Consider the following 17,589-nt stretch of genomic DNA (forward strand, 5'->3'; position numbering starts at 1 on the left):
TTCAGGGAAGCGGCGAGAACGGCGTGCGCCCTTCGGCGTTCTGCAGTTCGAGCAGGTACTTGCGGAAAATCTGGCCGAGCACCTGGGTGGCATGCTCCAGTTCGTCGCGGGGCATTTGCTCGGTCACTTCGTCGGCCATGTCCAGCGCATCTTCGGCGCCATTGACCGCAGCCATTTTCAGCAGGATGTAGGCCTGCACGTTGTTGGCCTTGACCCCTTCGCCATGGAAGAACATGGCACCCAGACGATATTGGGCGTCGGCTTGGCCCTGCAGCGATGCCTTCTGGAACCAGTCCAGGGCTTTGCCCAGGTTTTTTGGCGTTTGCGTGTAGTAATACTCGCCCAGTTCGAATTGCGCCTGGGCATCCCCCGCAGTCGCCGTCTGCTCGCAGGCCTTGAGGGCGTTTGCCAGGTCTTCAGGCTGAACGTTCAAGGTGCAGCGGCCCGTCGCCGGAATCAGCAACGAGTTACCGCCCTCCGCCAGGGCCAGCAGGGGCTGAAGAAGCAACAGGCAGCCCAGGGTCAGGGCGCGGCCGGTGCGGTTCATGGGGATCGACTTACCTCTGCAAAGCTGCGGCCAATGTCTCTGGTGGCACATTATGGGATAAGCAGCGCCAACCTTACAAAGTTTTACTCGAATTTCTGCTTGGTTGGGGAAGTCAGCTGATTGTGTGTGCGTAATTATTGCCTGTGCCGGCCTCTTCGCGGGTGAACCCGCTCCTACAAGGGGGTGTCGCTTTCATGAGTGTAGGAGTGGGTTGGCTCACGAAGAGGCCGGTACAGGCTGGCCATCACTTCAGGGCGGCAAAGGCTTTCTCAGCCGCATCCAGGGTGATCTGCAGCTCCTTGTCGCCATGGGCGATGGAGGTGAAGCCCGCTTCGAATGCGCTCGGTGCCAGGTACACGCCACCGTCGAGCATCAGGTGGAAGAAGCGCTTGAAGCGCTCGGCATCGCTGGCCATCACGTCTTCGAAGGTGACGATATCGTCGGCGCCGCTGAAGTACAGGCCGAACATGGCACCGGCCTGGGTGGTGACGAATGGCACGCCAGCGGCATCGGCGCGTTGCTGCAGGCCGTCAAGCATGCGGCTGGTGTAGTCGGTCAGCTCGGCGTGGAAGCCTGGGCGGCTGATCAGCTTGAGGGTGGTCAGGCCGGCGGCCATGGCCAGCGGGTTGCCCGACAGGGTGCCGGCCTGGTAGACCGGGCCGAGCGGGGCGATGCAGCCCATGATTTCACGCTTGCCGCCGAAGCAGCCGACCGGCATGCCGCCACCGACGATCTTGCCGAAGGTCGACAGGTCCGGCTTGATGCCGTAATGGCCCTGGGCGCCGCCGAGCGAGACGCGGAAACCGGTCATCACTTCGTCGAAGATCAGCACCACGCCATGCTTGTCGCATTGCTCGCGCAGGCCCTCGAGGAAGCCCGGTGCCGGTGGTACGCAGTTCATGTTGCCGGCCACTGGCTCCACGATGATGCAGGCCACGGTCTGGCCAACTTCGGCCAGGGTCTTCTCGACGGCGGCGATGTCGTTGAACGGCAGGGTCAGGGTGTGCTTGGCGAAGTCCGCTGGCACGCCTGCCGAGCTTGGCACGCCTTGGGTCAGCAAGCCGGAGCCGGCCTTTACCAGCAGGCTGTCGGAGTGGCCGTGGTAGCAGCCTTCGAACTTGATGATGGCGTCACGGCCAGTGTAGCCACGGGCCAGACGGATGGCGCTCATGGTGGCTTCAGTGCCCGAGCTGACCATGCGCACCATTTCCATCGACGGTACGATCGAGCAGACCAGGTCGGCCATCTCGGTTTCCATGGCGGTCGGCGCGCCGTAGGACAGGCCGTGCTCCAGCTGCCTGCGTACCGAGTCCAGCACGTCCGGGTGGCCGTGGCCGAGGATCATCGGGCCCCAGGAGCCGACGTAGTCGACGTAGCGTTTGTCGTCCTCGTCAACGACATAGGCGCCTTCGGCATGCTTGAAGAACAGCGGCGTGCCGCCAACGCTCTTGAAAGCGCGGACTGGCGAGTTGACGCCGCCAGGGATGTGCTTCTGGGCTTGGGCGAACAGGGCTTCGGAACGGGACATGGAAGTATCTCTCGAATCAGGATGCGAACAAGGCGTTGAAGGCGCGGGCGCGGCGGGTGACTTCCTGCGCGCTGTCGGCACCGAACAAGCCGTGGATCACCGCCAGCAGGTCGACGCCGTGGGCGACCAACGGGGCGGCGTTGTCGAGGGTGATGCCGCCGATCACGGCGATCGGCAGTTTCACCTGGGCGCGGGCCTGCTCGAGCAGGCCGACGTTGGCAGCGGGCGCGCCCGGCTTGGTGACAGAATTGAAGAAGCGGCCAAAGGCCACGTAGCTGGCGCCTTCGCTGGCAGCCTGGGCGGCCAGTTCGAGGCTGGCGTGGCAGGTGGAGCCGATGATTGCCTGACGGCCGAGCAGTGCGCGGGCCGGGGTCAGCGGGCCGTCGGTCTGGCCCAGGTGCACGCCGACACCCAGGCGGGCGGCCAGTTCGGCGTCGTCGTTGATCAGCAACTGGGTGCCGTAACGCTCGCAGAGCTTCATCAGCCCTTCGGCTTCACGCAGGCGGCGCGCCGCATCGTCGCTCTTGTCGCGGTACTGCAGCAGACACACGCCGCCTTCCAGGGCCGCCTCGACATGGGACAGGAAACGGCCGGCGAGCAGCTGGCTGTCGGTGATGGCATACAGACCGCGTAGCTTCATTGAAGGCCTCGTATCAGGAGCAGAAGTCCAGGGGCAGGCGGCGCGGCACGTATTGGCCTTTGCCCAGTTGCTCGGCGTCCCGCAGGGTGCGCCAGGTGTAGTCCAGGGCGGTGCGCACGGCGCTTTCCAGCTGCTCGCCGAGCGCCAGGCGGCCAGCCAGTGCACTGGCCAGGGTGCAGCCCGAGCCATGGTAGCTGCCCGGCAGGCGCTGGCAAGTCCAGGTGAAGTGCTGGCCGTCCTGGGTGTACAGGCGGTTGTGGATTTCGTCTTCGTCGCCGTGACCGCCGGTAATCAGCAGGTGTCTACAGAACGGCAACAGTTTCTCGGCACATTCGTCAGCGGTGCCCTCGGGCAGTTCGGCGAGGATGCGTGCTTCGGGCAGGTTCGGCGTGGCGATGGTCGCCAGCGGCAGCAACCGTTCACGCAGGGCGTAGCCCACTTCGTCCTTGCCCAGGCGGCCACCGCCACCGGCACGCAGTACCGGGTCGCAGACCAGCGGCAGGTGAGGGTGGGCGGCCAGCAGTTCGGCGACGGTGTCGACCATCTCGATCGAGCCGAGCATGCCCAACTTGACGGCGGCCACCGTGGAGTCGGCCAGCACGGCGTTGGCCTGGGCCAGCACCCACTCGCGGTCGAGCACGCGGAAGTCGGAAACGTTGACGGTATCCTGTACGGTCAGGGCGGTCACTGCAGGTGCAGCGTGGCAGCCTTGGGCGATCAGGGCTTCGATATCTGCCTGCAAGCCGGCGCCGCCACTGGGGTCGTGGCCGGAGAGACAGAGGACAACGGGGCGGGAGCTGTAGGTATTCATGGTCGGCGAGCTTACCACCAAACCTGTTTGGGCGGATCGTCCGACAAACGAGTTTTACTGATCGATCGGTCAGGTTGCTGATTGGTTTTCTATTGAAAGCATTGATTTAGAGCCTTTTCTTTGTGTTTTTATGTGGCCGATTGCCAGGTTGTGAGGCTATGCTAGAGTGCTCGGATAACTCGACAAACGGGTTCTGCAGGATCACGTCGTCTCAAACGGATGGGAGGCTACCGCGACGCGACCGGACAGGCCATGCTGGGGCTGTATGCGCTATTTGCTGATTGTGCTTCTGGGTTTGCTGCCCGTGCTGGCCGGAGCGGTCGATTTCGACGACGCTACCCGGCATCTTCCACTGGGCAAGGCCATGCAGGTTTATGAAGACCCCGATGGCAATGCCAGCATCGCTCAGGTCAGTGCCCCCGGTTTCGCCAAACACTTTCAGCCCCACCATGAGGATGTGCTGAACGCCGGTTACTCCACCTCGGTGTTCTGGCTCAAGGTCGAACTGCGCCCCACTGCCGCGCCCAACGCTGCCCCGCGGTCATGGCTGCTGGAGTTGGCCTACCCGCCGCTGGATCACCTCGAACTGTATTTGCCTGACAGCAGCGGCCTGTACCGCCTGGCGCAGCGCACCGGCGATGCCTTGCCCTACGACAGCCGGCAGATCCGGCAGAACAACTACTTGTTCGAACTGCAACTGCCGCCAGGCAAGGTGACCACCGCGTACCTGCGGCTGCACAGCCAGGGTTCGGTGCAAGCGCCGCTGGCGTTATGGTCCCCTGAAGCCTACCTGGAAGAGCAGCCCACGCGCCTGTATGTGCTGGGGATGATCTACGGTGTTTTACTGGTGATGCTGGTGTACAACCTGTTCATCTACCTCAGCGTGCGTGACGTCAGCTACCTCTATTACATCCTTTACATCGCGTCGTTCGGCCTTTACCAGGTCTCGGTGAACGGCGCCGGTGTAGCCTATTTCTGGCCAGACAGCCCTTGGTGGGCGAACGCCTCCACGCCTTTGTTCATTGGTGCAGCCGGGCTGTTCGGTTGCCAGTTCGCCCGGCACTTCCTGCAACTGGGCAGCCTCAACCGTGGCTTCGATCGCCTGTTGCAACTGCTGATGCTGGGGGGGGCGCTGGTCATGGTACTGGCGGTGAGCATGCCTTACGGCATTGCGCTGCGCATGGCCACGCTGCTGGCGCTGCTGTTCACCATAAGCGTCTTCAGCGCCGGCCTGTATGCCTGGTGGCGCGGCTTGCGAGTGGCGCGCTGGTTCATCATCGCCTGGACGGCGTTCCTGCTTGGCGGACTGGTCAACACCTTGATGGTACTGGGCTACCTGCCGAACGTGTTCATCACCATGTATGCCAGCCAGCTGGGTTCGGCCTTGGAAGTGGCCTTGCTGTCGCTGGCACTGGCCGACCGCATCAACAGCCTGCGCGAGCAGCAGGCACAGACCTTGCGCGACACTGGGCGTACGCTGGAGCAACTGAACCTGCAGCTGGCCAGGAGCAATCGCCTGAAGGACGAGTTCCTGGCCAGCGTGACTCATGAACTGCGCACCCCGATGAATGGGGTGATTGGCTCGCTCGAGCTGATGCACACCCTGCCGATGGGGGCTGAAATGGCTCAGTACCATCACACGGCAGTGGGGTCTGCCCAAGGCATGATGGATATGGTCGATGCCATTCTTACCCTGTCCGAATTGCAGGCCGGCCGCCTGCGGGCGCAGCCGGCACCGTTCAGCCTGCGCGCCCTGTTGCAGGGTTTGCGCGCCGGTTATGCCGGGCAGGCGCTGGGCAAAGGCCTGTACCTGAGCCTGGACATTCCGGCCGACCTGCCGGACGGGCTGCTCGGTGACGGGCAGAAACTGGCGCACTGCCTGGGTTGCCTGGTGGACAACGGTTTGAAGTTCACCCATCAGGGCGGTGTGATGATCCAGGTGCGTGGCCGCCGGGTGGGACCGGATGATCTGGCGTTGACCTTTACCGTCAGCGACAGCGGTATCGGTTTCGATGATCTGGAGCAGTCGACCCTGTACCAGCGGTTCTTCCAGGTCGATGGTTCGATGACCCGGCGGTATGGCGGTTTGGGGATTGGGTTGTCGATTTGCCGGCAGATGGGGGAGTTGCTGGGGGCCAGATTGGCGCATGAATCGACGCGCGGGCTGGGTAGCCGCTTCGAGTTGAGTTTGAACATGGCGATTTCGCAGGCGCAGATGAGCCCGCACATGCTGCAGGCGCGGCGCTCGCTGTAGGAGCGGGTTCACCCGCGAAAGGGCCGGGTCTGCTGGCCAATATCCACCCACCGTTCACCGTTGCCGCCACCACCGTATTCGCGGGTAAACCCGCTCCTACACACAGGTCGTTGTAGGAGCGGGTTCACCCGCGAAAGGGCCGGATCTGCTGGCCAATATCCACCCACCGTTCACCGTTGCCGCCACCACCGTATTCGCGGGTAAACCCGCTCCAACACAGCACAGGTCGTTGTAGGAGCGGGTTCACCCGCGAAAGGGCCGGGTCTGCTGGCCGATATCCACCCGCCGTTCACCGTTGCCGCCACCTACGCGCGCGCGCACGCCAGCAATCACACGTTTAGTCATTAATACCCCTTTGACTACCCCGCAAGCAGTGCTTCACTGGGTCTCTCAAGCCTACCCGGATCCAGGAGCCCCCCGATGAGCCTGCACCAGTACGCTGAAACCCACGAAGTCACCAACCAGCCGCCGCCGCTCGACGGTGCCAACCTGTACCGCCTCGACCTGCCCTTGCAAGAATGGTCAAGGCGTTTTGGCGCGGGCTGGGCCGAGTCGCGGATCGACGCCTATGGTGCCCTGGCCGGCGGCCCGCTGATGCAGGCAGGCTTCCTGGCCAACGCGCACAAACCCGAGTTCAGCAGCCACGACCGCTATGGCCATCGCATCGATCTGGTCGAGTTCCACCCGGCCTACCATGAGTTGATGCGTACCGCCGTCGAACATGGCCTGCCTTCTTTGCCATGGGCCGAGCCCCGTGCTGGCGCCCATGTTGCACGGGCTTCGATGACCTACCTGCACAGCCAGGCCGAGGCCGGCACCGGCTGCCCGCTGACCATGACGTTTGCCGCCGTGCCGGCATTGCGCCTGCAGCCTGAGCTGGCTGAATACTGGCTGCCGAAAATCCTTGCCTGCGAATATGACCCGCGCAACGTTGGCGACCGGCACAAGGCCGGGGTCACCCTGGGCATGGCGATGACCGAAAAGCAGGGCGGCACCGATGTGCGCGCCAACACTACCCGGGCCTATCCGGTCGGTGCGCCGGGCCCGGGGCAGGCTTATGAGCTGGTTGGCCACAAGTGGTTCTGCTCGGCGCCGATGTGCGACGCTTTCCTGACCTTGGCGCAAACCGAAAAAGGCCTGAGCTGCTTCCTGCTGCCGCGCCACCGCCCCGATGACAACCGCAACCAGTTCTATATCCAGCGCCTGAAAAACAAGCTGGGCAACAGCTCCAACGCCTCCAGCGAGGTGGAGTTCCGCGGTGCGCTGGCGTGGATGATCGGCGAAGAGGGACGCGGCGTGCCGACCATCATCGAGATGGTCGCCATGACCCGGTTTGATTGCATGGTCGGCTCCAGCGCGCTGATGCGCCAGGCGTTGACGCAGGCGGCTCACCATTGCGCGCATCGCAAGGTCGGCGGGCGGGTGCTGAACGAGCAGCCATTGATGCAGAACGTGCTGGCCGACCTGGCCCTGGAAAGCGAGGCTGCGCTCGCCCTGAGCTTGCGCATGGGCCAGGCGCTGGAGCAACTGGACGACCCGCAACAGGCGCATTTTGCCCGGCTGGTCACGGCGGTGGGCAAGTACTGGATCTGCAAACGTGCGCCGGCCATGATCAACGAGGCCGCCGAATGCCTGGGTGGCGCGGGTTATGTGGAAGACAGCATTCTGCCACGGCTGTACCGCGAGGCACCGGTCAACTCGACCTGGGAGGGCTCGGGCAACGTGCAGTGCCTGGATGTGCTGCGGGCCTTGTCCAAGGAGCCGGGCGTACTCGATGCACTGTTTGTCGAGCTGGGTGACGGGCATGGCGACCCGCGACTGGCGGCGCATATCGGCAACCTCAAGGGGGCGTTTGCCGACACCGGTGACATGCAGTACCGCGCGAGGCAGCTGACCGAGGATATTGCCCTGGCGTTGCAGGCCAAGCTGCTGCTGGAGGCCGGGAATGCAGACGTCAGTGATGCGTTTATCGGCAGCCGCCTGGCCGGTGGTGGCCGGGTGTACGGGGCGCTGCCGCGAGGTGTGGATGTGATGGCATTGGTCACAAGGGCTACGCCTGCCTGGCCCCTGTAGCAGCGGGCTTGCCCGCGAATGAACCCAACACCGATCAATGGGGGTGTATTTAACCAAGAAGGCAGGCAAGATGGATCACATGCATGTCCAGACAGGAAGCACAGTGTGAGCCACGCTTTTGTAGTCGTTGATACCCCCGAACAGGCCGTCGACCGTCTGGCGGCCTTGCATGAACAGGCCACAGGTGCCCTGAGTCAGGCCCTGAAGCGTTACCTGAAGGACCGTACCGAGCCCGATACCGATGAGCGCGACCTGTTCCGCTACCCGGCTCTGCGCCTGACCTACTACAGCCATGGCGAAGTCGCCGCCACCACCCGCGCCTATGCCAAGGTCCAGGTTGCCGGCACCTACAGCGTCACCGTCACCCAGCCCGCTGCGTTCCGTGGCTACCTGCTGGAGCAACTGCGCCCGCTGATGCATGACTACACCGTTACGGTAGAAGTCGGCGTCAGCGAGCAGAACATCCCTTACCCCTATGTGGTCGACCAGGGCGACGAATTGGCTGGCAGCGGCATTACCGCTGCGCAGTTGGCGCGGGTGTTCCCCAGCACCGACCTGTCGGCGGCCACCGACAACATCGCTGATGGCCTGTACGACTGGGACCGTGCTGAAATCATGCCACTGGCATTGTTCGATGCCGCGCGCGTCGACTTCTCGCTACGCCGCCTGGTGCACTACACCGGCAGCGACTGGCGCCATGTACAGCCGTGGATCCTGCTGACCAACTACCACCGCTATGTCGACCAGTTCATCAGCCATGGCCTGGAACAACTGCGTGACGACCCACGCTTCATGCGTATGGTGCTGCCGGGCAACGTCGTGATCGAAAAGGGCATGGACCATGGCGAAACCCAGGCCCTGGTGGCCAGCGTGGTCTGGCACCGCTACCAGATGCCGGCTTACCACCTGATCGCCGCCGACGGCGATGGCGTTACCTTGGTCAACATTGGTGTGGGACCGTCCAACGCCAAGAACATCACCGACCACCTGGCCGTGCTGCGCCCGCATTGCTGGCTGATGATCGGCCACTGCGGCGGCCTGCGGCAGTCGCAGACCATCGGCGACTACGTGCTGGCACACGCCTATATGCGCCGTGACGGCATTCTCGACCGGGTCGTGCCGCCGAATATCCCGATCCCGGCCCTGGCCGAAGTGCAAATGGCCTTGCAGGAGGCCGCCGCGCAGGTCACTGGCGAGCGTGGCGAGCAGTTGAAAAAGCGCCTGCGCACCGGCACCGTGCTGACCTACGACGACCGCAACTGGGAGCTGCGCTGGGCTCAGGAACGCCCGCTGATCAACCTGTCGCGTGCCGTGGCGGTGGACATGGAAAGCGGCACCATTGCTGCCCAGGGCTACCGTTTGCGCGTGCCTTACGGCACCTTGCTGTGCGTGTCCGACAAGCCGCTGCACAGCGAGATCAAACTGCCAGGTTCGGCCAACGCCTTCTATAACCGGGCGGTCAGCCAGCACCTGAAGATCGGCATTGCTGCCCTCGACCTGCTGCGCACCGAGCTCAACTCGCTGCACTCGCGTAAACTGCGGAGCTTCGATGAGCCGCCGTTCCGCTGAGGATTCATGTCACTGCCACCCCGTAACAAGCCGCGCCGCCCTCAGGCGCGGCCTGCCGCCGGCCCGCGTCGCCAGGCCAAGGCGCCACCCGCCGAGCCGCGCCTGATCCTGTTCAACAAACCGTTCGACGTGCTGACCCAGTTCAGCGACGGTGAAGGGCGCGCGACGCTCAAGGACTTCATCGACATTCCGGGCGTATACCCGGCCGGGCGGCTGGATCGCGACAGCGAAGGCTTGCTGTTGCTGACCAACGATGGCGGGTTGCAGGCGCGGATTGCCGATCCGAAGCACAAGCTGGCCAAGACCTACTGGGTGCAGGTGGAGGGTGAACCGAGTGACGAGCAGTTGCAGCGCTTGCGTGATGGCGTGGAGCTGAACGATGGGCCGACCTTGCCGGCTGAGGCGCGGCGCCTGGAAGAACCCGAACTGTGGCCGCGTAACCCGCCGGTACGGTTTCGCAAGAGCGTGCCGACCAGCTGGCTGGAGCTGGTGATTCGCGAAGGGCGTAACCGCCAGGTGCGGCGGATGACGGCAGCAGTGGGCTTGCCGACCTTGCGCCTGGTGCGCGTGCGGATTGGTGACTGGGCGCTGGATGGGCTGGAGCAGGGTTGCTGGCGGGAGGTCCCTGCCAGGCTTTAGTTCAGGTCAGGGCCTGTTCGCGGGCACGCCCGCTCCCAAAGTTACGGTGCAGTACTTGAAGGCAGCGCCCAACCTGTGAGAGCGGGCGTGCCCGCGAATGGCCCTGAAATGTTTTATACGCCTTCCAGAAACCCCACCACCACGCTTTTGATGATGAAGGCCAGCACCCCCAGGCCCAGCACGAAGAACAGGATCAGCGTCCCGAACTTACCCGCCTTGGACTTTTTTGCCAGGTCCCAGACGATGAAACCCATGAAACCGATCAACACGGTGACCAGGATGATCATCATCCATTCTTCGAATACGGCGGGATCCATCGGTGTTCTCCAGGCGGGTTGAGCGTCCGATTATACGTCGGCTGGGTAAGCAATTAACGCAGGTGGGTCAATGGCAGCTCGGTGCTGGCCAACACCTGGTTGAGCACGAAGCTCGAGCGCACGCTGGTGACGCCTTCGATACGGGTCAGGCTGCCTAGAAGCAGTTTCTGGTAGTGGTCCATGTCCGGCACCACCACTTTCAACTGATAGTCGGCATCCATGCCGGTGACCAGGCTGCACTCGAGTACCTGTGGCAGGTTGCGGATGGCGGCCTCGAATGTTTCAAAGCGCTCCGGGGTGTGGCGGTCCATACCTATCAACACATAGGCGGTCAGGCTCAGGCCCAGCTTCTTGCGGTCGAGCAGGGCCACCTGGCGCGAGATATAGCCGTCGTCCTCCAGTTGCTTGACCCGACGCGAGCATGGCGATGGCGACAGGCCGATGCGTTCGGCCAGTTCCTGGTTGGAAATGCGCGCATCGCGCTGCAATTCGGCGAGGATGCTCAGGTCGTAGCGGTCAAGTTTGCTCATGGCATTTGCCTTTTCTGTTCGGATTGCTGCGAATTATCAATCCAGGGTGAAAAATTGCGCAAGTGCTATTTATCTGAGCAATCTTCGCAATCCTCTGTCGCAACCCGTCCGGTATCTTTATCACCAGAATCACTGCCCGGACATCAGTCCACGGCGACGCGCCCTAGGCGGGCGGTCGCGGCCAGCCATCCAACAGGATCTGCAGGCCCCCGGGCTACACACCCTCCAGAAGACGGTGTGAGGTGAGCCGGCGCCACAAGTGCCGAGCACGGACGACAATTCCTGAAGGGAGGCCCTGTGGCCTCCCTTTTTTCATGTCGGGAATTTTAATTGGCCTGTGTGGTGGGCACGGTAGACTGGCGTTGGTTGCAGTTTTTTCTACCGAGAGGAACACCATGACGTCGCGCATCTGGCAGTTGGCAGGTGTTGGTTTACTGGGTTTGAGCATCAGCCTTGGGGCCTTGGCTGAAGGGCCCGGCGAGGGGCACGGTGAACGTGGCCAGCAGGTGCAAGGTGAGAGTGAACCGGGGCGCTCGCTCAACTCGCGCGACGAAGTGCGCCAGACCCAACCGCCGCGCCAGGGGTATTACCAGGACATCCCCCGCCGCCACGGTGATGATCACCACTGGCAAACCGGTGGCCCGGGGCAACGGCCCGGTGGCGACTGGCAGGGGCGCCCGGATGGCCATGGCAATGGCTGGGGGCCTGGGCCGCAGTATCGCCCAGGGCACACGGTGGATCATTTTCCTGACCGCTACTGGAAAGTACCCTACCGGGGCGCTGACTATTTCTACTCCGGGGGTTACTGGTACCGCCCGCACGGGGGCAGTTACATCGTGGTGACCCCGCCGTACGGCGTGCGGGTCAATTACCTGCCGCCTTATGCGCGGGAAGTGTGGTTGGGTGGTGCGCTGTTCTTTCTGGTGGCCGATACCTATTACCAGTACCTGGCAGACAGCCAGGAATATGTGGTGGTCAACCCGCCGGTCGGCGTGCCGTCGCCCGTGCCGGTGGCCCCGGCAAATGGCGGGTATGACGTGGTGGCCTATCCGATGTATGGCCAGGGTCAGGAACAGCAGGAGCGGGACCGCTACCAGTGCCATCGCTGGGCGGTGAGCCAATCGGGCTTCGACCCGGCGACGGCGACGTACGCACCGGCGGCCACTGTGCTCAGCCACTACCAGCGGGCGCTGGGGGCCTGTTTCAGTGGTCGGGGTTACAGCATCAACTGAACCCTGCAGGGGTAGGGATTAATTACCTCATACCGGGTCGGCGTGCACCATCACGTCTGCCTGTGGGTAACGCTGGCGGATCACCCGCGAGGCTTCCACGCACAAGCTATGCGCCTCATGCAGCGGCAGTTGCCCCGGCAGTTCCAGGTGCAGTTGCACAAACCACTGGTTGCCCGACACGCGCGTGCGCAGGTCATGCACGCCTTTCACGCCTGCAACGGCCAGCACCAGCGCGGTCATGTCCTCGCCAACATCGCCGGGTAAGGCCTTGTCCATCAGGATGGCCGTACTTTCGCGGGCAATCTGCAACGCGCTCCAGAGGATGTAAAAGGCGATGCCCAGGCCGAACAGCGCATCCAGCTGCGGCCAGCCAAAACGCGTCAGCAACAGGGCCAGCAGAATGCTGCCGTTGAGCAACAAGTCAGAACGGTAGTGCAGGGAATCTGCCCGTACCGCAGTGGAGCCGGTGAGCCGGATGACCTTGTACTGCAGCGCCAGCAGGGCGACCGTCAGCACCAGCGACAGCAGCATCACCGCGATACCGATGGAGGTATCACCCAGCGGTTGCGGGGTGTACAGGCGCTCGACCGCCTGTACACCGATTAGCACCGCACTGCCACCGATGAACAGCGCCTGCGCCATACCGGCCAAGGCCTCGGCCTTGCCATGGCCGAACCGGTGATCGTCGTCGGCCGGGCGCAGGGCATAGTGCACCGCCAGCAGGTTGAGGAACGAGGCCACGGCGTCCAGTGCCGAGTCGGTCAGCCCGGCCAGCAAGCTCACCGACCCGCTCAGCCACCAGGCCAGCGCCTTGCTCAGCACCAGGATGCCGGCCACCGCCAGTGAAGCGCGCGTGGCCAGGCGGAGCAGGCGCTGGTGTTCAGCCGGGGTAGTGATCATCCGTGGTCAGTGTCCTTGTGGCTCAGGCTGCCGGGACCAGGCCCAGGCTGGCCAGTTGTTCGATGCTGCCGCGGTGCTGGATCAGCCGTGGGTCGTTCAGCGGCAGGCGCTGGCCCAGTTCGCTTTCCAGAATGGCCTGCAACTTCAGGTTGTCGACCTTGCCATCGGGGCTGACGGCTTCCTGCAGTTTGGCCGGGTCAACCTGGGCAGTGCGGCCACCTGGGTAGTAGATGGCGCCGGTGGCAAAGTCGATACCGAAGGCAATCAGCCCCGGGATTACATAGAACAGGATGCCAATGGCATCCATGGCGGCAACCACAGGGTCGATCTTGCCGCCGATCTGGCCGCGCCGGTCCGGGTAGAAAATGGTGCCGCAGGCCGTCAGTTGGGTCAGCAGGGTGGCGATGAGGGCGCCACCGATGACGCGGGTCGAGATACGCATGTAAATCTCCGAAAAGGTGTTCAGCAGGACAAGCGAAGCGCCTGCACCTGATGTTAAGACCATGATAGAGCAGGCTGGGTTCGCCGTTATACTCGCGACACTGTTCGAGGACCACCATGATTTCATTACCCATTGATGCTGCCTTGCCCGCCCTGCGCCAGGCTCTGGAAAACCGTGACGAAGTGGTGCTTGAAGCGCCGCCTGGCGCTGGCAAGACCACCCGCGTGCCACTGGCGCTGCTGCACGAACCGTGGCTGGCCGGGCAGAGCATCCTAATGCTCGAGCCACGGCGCCTGGCTGCGCGGGCAGCGGCCGAACGGCTGGCCAGTGAGCTGGGCGAGCAGGTTGGGGAAACGGTGGGTTACCGCATCCGTCTGGACAGCAAGGTCGGGCCGAAAACCCGTATCGAAGTGGTGACCGAAGGCATCCTCACACGCCGCCTGCAAGCCGACCCGGCGCTGGAAGGTGTGGGCCTGCTGATCTTCGACGAATTTCACGAGCGCAGCCTGGATGCCGATCTCGCACTTGCGCTGAGCCTTAACGGCCGCGAGTTGCTGCGTGACGACCCGCCACTGAAGATTCTGCTGATGTCCGCCACCCTGGAAGGCGAGCGCCTGTCGCGGTTGCTGGACGATGCCCCGGTGGTCAGCAGCGAAGGCCGCATGCATCCGGTGGATATCCGCTGGGGGCGGCCGTTTCAGCCAGGCGAGTTCATCGAGCCACGGGTGGTGGACTGCGTGCTGCATGCGCTGGCTGACCAGGCCGGCAGCGTGCTGGTGTTCCTGCCTGGGCAAGCCGAGATCCGCCGGGTTCACCAAAGCCTTCAGGAGGCGCTGGGGACGCGCCCCGAGATTCTGCTGTGCCCGCTGCATGGCGAGCTCGACCTCAATGCCCAGCGCGCCGCTATCGACCCGCCGGCCAAGGGCCTGCGCAAGGTGGTGCTGGCCACCAACATCGCCGAAACCAGCCTGACCATCAATGGCGTGCGCGTGGTGATCGACGCAGGCCTGGCCCGGGTGCCGCGCTTCGACCCCGGCAGCGGCATGACCCGCCTGGACACCCAGCGCATTTCCCGCGCCAGCGCCACCCAGCGCGCGGGGCGTGCCGGCCGCCTGGAGCCCGGCGTGTGCTACCGCCTTTGGTCCGAGGCCCAGCATGACCAGCTGGCCGCCCATGGCAGTGCCGAGATTCTCCAGGCCGACCTGGCCGGGCTGGCCCTGCAGCTGGCGCGCTGGGGTGTAACGCCCGAGCAGTTGCGCTGGCTCGACCAGCCACCGGCTGCAGCGTTCGCCCAGGCACAGGACCTGTTGGCGCGACTCAGCGCCTTCAAGCCGGGCAGCCGCGACACCCTCAGCGAACATGGCCAGGCCATGGCCGAACTGCCGGCTCACCCACGCATCGCGCACTTGTTGCTGCGCGGCCAGGACCTGGGCCTGGCACAGATGGCATGCGATGTGGCTGCACTGCTGGGGGAGCGGGACATTCAGCGTGGCGGTGGTGCCGACTTGCACAGCCGGCTTGCGCTGGTCAGCGGTGAGAGCAAGGCTGCGCGTGGCGGCCAGGGGGGTGTGCAGCGTGCTCGTCAGCTGGCCCGGCAGTACCGTGGCCTGTTGCGTGGCAAGGTCGGTGCGCCGGTCGCCGACCCGGACCACCCACGCTGGCTGGGCGCCCTGCTGGCGCTGGCCTACCCTGACCGGGTCGCCCAGCAGCGCCGGGCGGGTGGGGCGGAGTATCGGCTCGCCAACGGCCGTGCGGCCCTGTTTGGCGAAGTCGATGCATTGATGAAGTGCCCATGGCTGGTGATCGCCGACCTGGGTAGCCGCCAGGGGCAGCGTGAGGAGCGGATCTATCTGGCAGCCGAATTCGATCCGGCGTTGCTCGAGGGTGTACTGGCCGAGCAGGTCGAGAGGGTCGATATCCTCGATTGGGACGAGCGCGAGCAGGTGTTGCGCGCCGAGCGTCAGGTGAAGGTTGGCGAACTGGTCCTCAGCCGTGAGCCGCTGCCCGGGCTGGATGACGAAGCCAGGGCCAGGGCGCTGCTTGGCCTGGTCCGGCGCAAAGGTTTGAACCTGCTGACCTGGACGCCGGAACTGCGGCAATGGCAGGCACGTGTGGCGCTGCTGCGTCAGCTCGACCTGCAGAAGGATGGCCACAGCGAATGGCCTGATCTGGGGGACGAGGCGCTGCTGGCCAGCCTGGAAGACTGGTTACAGCCTTACCTGAGCAAAGTATCGCGCCTCAGCCACTTTGCCGCGCTGGACTTGCCGTCGATGCTGCGCAACCTGCTGCCCTGGCCGCTGCCGCAACGCCTGGAAGAACAGGCTCCGGCGCATTTGGCCGTGCCGTCCGGCTCGAACATCCGCCTGGATTACAGCGAAACCCCGCCGATTCTCGCCGTGCGTCTGCAAGAACTGTTCGGCCTTGCCGATACCCCGCGCATCGCCAACGGCCGGCAGCAGGTCAAGCTGCACCTGCTGTCACCGGCACGTCGGCCGGTGCAGGTGACCCAGGACCTGGCCAGCTTCTGGCGCACGACCTATGCCGAGGTGAAGAAAGACCTGAAAGGGCGCTATCCGAAGCATTACTGGCCGGACGACCCTTTGGTGGCCGAGGCTACGGCGCGGGCCAAGCCGAGAGGGCGCTGATGCACAGCACCGAGTGCGGCAGGCCGAAAAAATCATGTGCTGGGCACGACGTGTCAGTGGTCGTGCCATTCATCGTATTGCACCCGCCAGAGAAGCTTGATCTGCTTGCCTCAATAGGAAAGTGATCACTTCGCCTTCCTCGACGTTGAGCAAGGCTACCCACTCCCCACTCCTGTGCGGCGTATCCGTGAGGGCGCCGACCCTGTAGCCCCGCTGGTCGCGCAGATGGCAGACAAGGCCTTCATCTGTCAGCGCCAGCGGCTCGATTTTCCAGTATTCGCTAACGTCTGCATGCCAGTAAAAGCCCAGATAACCATTGCGGCTGACCCCTAGTTTCTTGGTCTCCGGGCGCCCAGGCATGCTGATGCGGTAGTGCAGGCGATCGTTGGTCCGCGAGTGGTAATGAAAGTCCATCACCGGCGAGTCCTGCCTTCCCCCCGCCTGCAACCAGTCATCCTCTGGGGTAATGCCCCAGCTGAACTTGTCTGAACTGCGGCTGAGGCGTAGTGGGATGTCCCGGTCGACGGCGCGCATGTACAGCTTGCCGCGAAAAGACCTGGCGTACCTGGCCTGAATGGTTTCGTTCATGGTGCACTCCTAGAACAGCATTGAGGATGTGCACTCTGGCGCCAAGGCTGGGCAGCCCGGCAGGCCGAAAACATTCCCCGGTGGCCTCAGGTGCTGGCTTCGCCTTCCAGCAACATGAACAGGCGATACAGCACCACGGTGCTGAACAGTTGCAGGAAGCCGCTGAGGCTGTCCATGGCCAGTTCCATCCCGGGTGATGGCTCGGGGAAGGCCATCAGCAGCAGCCCGTCGATCAGCCAGATCGGTGCTAGCACGCCTACCACGCAGATCATGATGCGCATGAAATGCCCGGTGGTCATGCTTGCGCTGTCGCGCATCGCCTGTACCACCGGCCGGCCGCGCAGCACCAGCAGGTACTCGGCGAACACCAGGTTGATCATGATCCACACCCCCGGGAAGATGAACAGCGCAAGGCCGGCCATGATCAGTAGCGAGCTGATCAGGATCAGCAGGGCCAGTTGCGGCCACAGCTGCAGGGCGCGGGCGAACAGGTCGCGCTTGGCGATTTCCTGGCCGTTGCTGCGCGTGTCCAGGTACAGGATCAGGGCTGCGCTGTACAGCGGGTAGAACAACAGGCTGACCAGCATGCCGTAGGCCGGTGATGCCTGGTCGCCCAGCTGCCGGTACAGCAATTGGGTGACCAGGGCTTCCACCACCACCAGCGGCAGGCACAGCTGCAGGATGTTTGGCAGGTGACGGCGGAAGAAGTACAAGGAGTCGCGCAAAACGCTCAGCGGATTCATCAGTCAACATCGCATGGCAGTAAAAACAGGGGCCTAACTTTAGCCCAAAGCAGGCCTGGGGCTGTCACTTGCTGAAAAAAGTTTCACCGCAGCAGTGATTGAATCCCGCGCCTGTACGCCCCATCTTTGAC

16 protein-coding genes are annotated in these 17,589 nt (G+C 63.9%); 6 read left to right on the forward strand and 10 right to left on the reverse strand.

Annotated elements, in window-relative coordinates; translation table 11 throughout:
* Window position 1: 1 nt before the first annotated feature.
* The 4 genes from C4Q27_RS15055 to C4Q27_RS15070 all read right to left on the reverse strand — a co-directional run bounded on the left by C4Q27_RS15055 (window position 2) and on the right by C4Q27_RS15070 (window position 3,526).
* The gene (locus tag C4Q27_RS15055; RefSeq protein ID WP_004576914.1) at window positions 2–547 is read right to left on the reverse strand and encodes a tetratricopeptide repeat protein; all 546 of its coding nucleotides are present in this window, start codon (window positions 545–547) and stop codon (window positions 2–4) included.
* Window positions 548–791: 244 nt separating this feature from the next.
* Window positions 792–2,075: a glutamate-1-semialdehyde 2,1-aminomutase gene (gene hemL, locus C4Q27_RS15060; protein ID WP_010955406.1), complete on the reverse strand. Its 1,284-nt coding sequence runs from the start codon at window positions 2,073–2,075 to the stop codon at window positions 792–794.
* Window positions 2,076–2,091: 16 nt separating this feature from the next.
* Window positions 2,092–2,715 carry a thiamine phosphate synthase gene (thiE, locus tag C4Q27_RS15065; protein ID WP_104887008.1) on the reverse strand — a complete coding sequence of 208 codons (624 nt, stop codon included), beginning with the start codon at window positions 2,713–2,715 and terminating at the stop codon, window positions 2,092–2,094.
* A 13-nt stretch (window positions 2,716–2,728) separates the two neighbouring features.
* Window positions 2,729–3,526 carry a hydroxymethylpyrimidine/phosphomethylpyrimidine kinase gene (locus C4Q27_RS15070; protein WP_010955404.1) on the reverse strand — a complete coding sequence of 266 codons (798 nt, stop codon included), beginning with the start codon at window positions 3,524–3,526 and terminating at the stop codon, window positions 2,729–2,731.
* 265 nt (window positions 3,527–3,791) lie between these two features.
* Here C4Q27_RS15070 and C4Q27_RS15075 point away from each other — a divergent pair, with 265 nt between their 5' ends.
* The 4 genes from C4Q27_RS15075 (at window position 3,792) to C4Q27_RS15095 (ending at window position 10,061) form a co-directional block, all read left to right on the forward strand.
* A complete protein-coding gene (locus C4Q27_RS15075) occupies window positions 3,792–5,780 on the forward strand; it encodes a hybrid sensor histidine kinase/response regulator (RefSeq protein WP_010955403.1) in 1,989 nt (662 codons plus the stop codon).
* Window positions 5,781–6,200: 420 nt separating this feature from the next.
* Window positions 6,201–7,853, forward strand: coding sequence for an acyl-CoA dehydrogenase family protein (locus C4Q27_RS15085; RefSeq protein WP_104887009.1), 1,653 nt, complete (start codon window positions 6,201–6,203; stop codon window positions 7,851–7,853).
* A 105-nt stretch (window positions 7,854–7,958) separates the two neighbouring features.
* Window positions 7,959–9,422: an AMP nucleosidase gene (gene amn, locus C4Q27_RS15090; protein WP_104887010.1), complete on the forward strand. Its 1,464-nt coding sequence runs from the start codon at window positions 7,959–7,961 to the stop codon at window positions 9,420–9,422.
* A 6-nt stretch (window positions 9,423–9,428) separates the two neighbouring features.
* A complete protein-coding gene (locus tag C4Q27_RS15095; RefSeq protein WP_049586600.1) occupies window positions 9,429–10,061 on the forward strand; it encodes a pseudouridine synthase in 633 nt (210 codons plus the stop codon).
* Between the two features lie 113 nt (window positions 10,062–10,174).
* Here the strand turns inward: C4Q27_RS15095 and C4Q27_RS15100 are convergent, their stop codons facing one another.
* Both C4Q27_RS15100 and C4Q27_RS15105 read right to left on the reverse strand, forming a co-directional pair.
* Window positions 10,175–10,378: a DUF2788 domain-containing protein gene (locus C4Q27_RS15100; protein WP_003249787.1), complete on the reverse strand. Its 204-nt coding sequence runs from the start codon at window positions 10,376–10,378 to the stop codon at window positions 10,175–10,177.
* Window positions 10,379–10,431: 53 nt separating this feature from the next.
* The gene (locus tag C4Q27_RS15105) at window positions 10,432–10,908 is read right to left on the reverse strand and encodes an Lrp/AsnC family transcriptional regulator (protein ID WP_003249795.1); all 477 of its coding nucleotides are present in this window, start codon (window positions 10,906–10,908) and stop codon (window positions 10,432–10,434) included.
* 395 nt (window positions 10,909–11,303) lie between these two features.
* Between C4Q27_RS15105 and C4Q27_RS15110 the strand changes: the two genes are divergently transcribed.
* Window positions 11,304–12,140, forward strand: coding sequence for a DUF6515 family protein (locus C4Q27_RS15110; protein WP_104887011.1), 837 nt, complete (start codon window positions 11,304–11,306; stop codon window positions 12,138–12,140).
* 27 nt (window positions 12,141–12,167) lie between these two features.
* Here the strand turns inward: C4Q27_RS15110 and C4Q27_RS15115 are convergent, their stop codons facing one another.
* On the reverse strand, window positions 12,168–13,040 hold the full coding sequence (locus C4Q27_RS15115) for a cation diffusion facilitator family transporter (RefSeq protein WP_010955399.1): 873 nt from the start codon (window positions 13,038–13,040) through the stop codon (window positions 12,168–12,170).
* 22 nt (window positions 13,041–13,062) lie between these two features.
* Entirely contained in the window at window positions 13,063–13,482 is a 420-nt protein-coding gene (locus C4Q27_RS15120) for a hypothetical protein (RefSeq protein ID WP_014592516.1), read from the reverse strand.
* Window positions 13,483–13,598: 116 nt separating this feature from the next.
* Between C4Q27_RS15120 and hrpB the strand changes: the two genes are divergently transcribed.
* Window positions 13,599–16,127, forward strand: coding sequence for an ATP-dependent helicase HrpB (hrpB, locus tag C4Q27_RS15125; protein ID WP_104887012.1), 2,529 nt, complete (start codon window positions 13,599–13,601; stop codon window positions 16,125–16,127).
* A 69-nt stretch (window positions 16,128–16,196) separates the two neighbouring features.
* On the opposite strand, the gene C4Q27_RS15130 is transcribed toward hrpB, so the two are convergent.
* Both C4Q27_RS15130 and C4Q27_RS15135 read right to left on the reverse strand, forming a co-directional pair.
* Entirely contained in the window at window positions 16,197–16,715 is a 519-nt protein-coding gene (locus tag C4Q27_RS15130) for a hypothetical protein (RefSeq protein ID WP_003249804.1), read from the reverse strand.
* 86 nt (window positions 16,716–16,801) lie between these two features.
* Window positions 16,802–17,458 (reverse strand): YciC family protein, encoded by a 657-nt coding sequence (locus tag C4Q27_RS15135; protein ID WP_004576859.1) that lies wholly within the window; start codon window positions 17,456–17,458, stop codon window positions 16,802–16,804.
* Window positions 17,459–17,589: the final 131 nt, after the last annotated feature.

Origin of the sequence: Pseudomonas sp. SWI36, from assembly GCF_002948105.1 — a bacterium.
GTDB lineage: Bacteria > Pseudomonadota > Gammaproteobacteria > Pseudomonadales > Pseudomonadaceae > Aquipseudomonas > Aquipseudomonas alloputida.

Excerpts from the sequence above, each read along its gene's own strand:
- C4Q27_RS15055 (WP_004576914.1), bottom strand. The coding sequence starts at position 547 with ATGAACCGCACCGGCCGCGCCCTGACCCTGGGCTGCCTGTTGCTTCTT.
- hemL (WP_010955406.1), bottom strand. The coding sequence starts at position 2,075 with ATGTCCCGTTCCGAAGCCCTGTTCGCCCAAGCCCAGAAGCACATCCCT.
- thiE (WP_104887008.1), bottom strand. The coding sequence starts at position 2,715 with ATGAAGCTACGCGGTCTGTATGCCATCACCGACAGCCAGCTGCTCGCC.
- C4Q27_RS15070 (WP_010955404.1), bottom strand. The coding sequence starts at position 3,526 with ATGAATACCTACAGCTCCCGCCCCGTTGTCCTCTGTCTCTCCGGCCAC.
- C4Q27_RS15075 (WP_010955403.1), top strand. The coding sequence starts at position 3,792 with ATGCGCTATTTGCTGATTGTGCTTCTGGGTTTGCTGCCCGTGCTGGCC.
- C4Q27_RS15085 (WP_104887009.1), top strand. The coding sequence starts at position 6,201 with ATGAGCCTGCACCAGTACGCTGAAACCCACGAAGTCACCAACCAGCCG.
- C4Q27_RS15095 (WP_049586600.1), top strand. The coding sequence starts at position 9,429 with ATGTCACTGCCACCCCGTAACAAGCCGCGCCGCCCTCAGGCGCGGCCT.
- C4Q27_RS15100 (WP_003249787.1), bottom strand. The coding sequence starts at position 10,378 with ATGGATCCCGCCGTATTCGAAGAATGGATGATGATCATCCTGGTCACC.
- C4Q27_RS15105 (WP_003249795.1), bottom strand. The coding sequence starts at position 10,908 with ATGAGCAAACTTGACCGCTACGACCTGAGCATCCTCGCCGAATTGCAG.
- C4Q27_RS15110 (WP_104887011.1), top strand. The coding sequence starts at position 11,304 with ATGACGTCGCGCATCTGGCAGTTGGCAGGTGTTGGTTTACTGGGTTTG.
- C4Q27_RS15115 (WP_010955399.1), bottom strand. The coding sequence starts at position 13,040 with ATGATCACTACCCCGGCTGAACACCAGCGCCTGCTCCGCCTGGCCACG.
- C4Q27_RS15120 (WP_014592516.1), bottom strand. The coding sequence starts at position 13,482 with ATGCGTATCTCGACCCGCGTCATCGGTGGCGCCCTCATCGCCACCCTG.
- hrpB (WP_104887012.1), top strand. The coding sequence starts at position 13,599 with ATGATTTCATTACCCATTGATGCTGCCTTGCCCGCCCTGCGCCAGGCT.
- C4Q27_RS15130 (WP_003249804.1), bottom strand. The coding sequence starts at position 16,715 with ATGAACGAAACCATTCAGGCCAGGTACGCCAGGTCTTTTCGCGGCAAG.
- C4Q27_RS15135 (WP_004576859.1), bottom strand. The coding sequence starts at position 17,458 with ATGAATCCGCTGAGCGTTTTGCGCGACTCCTTGTACTTCTTCCGCCGT.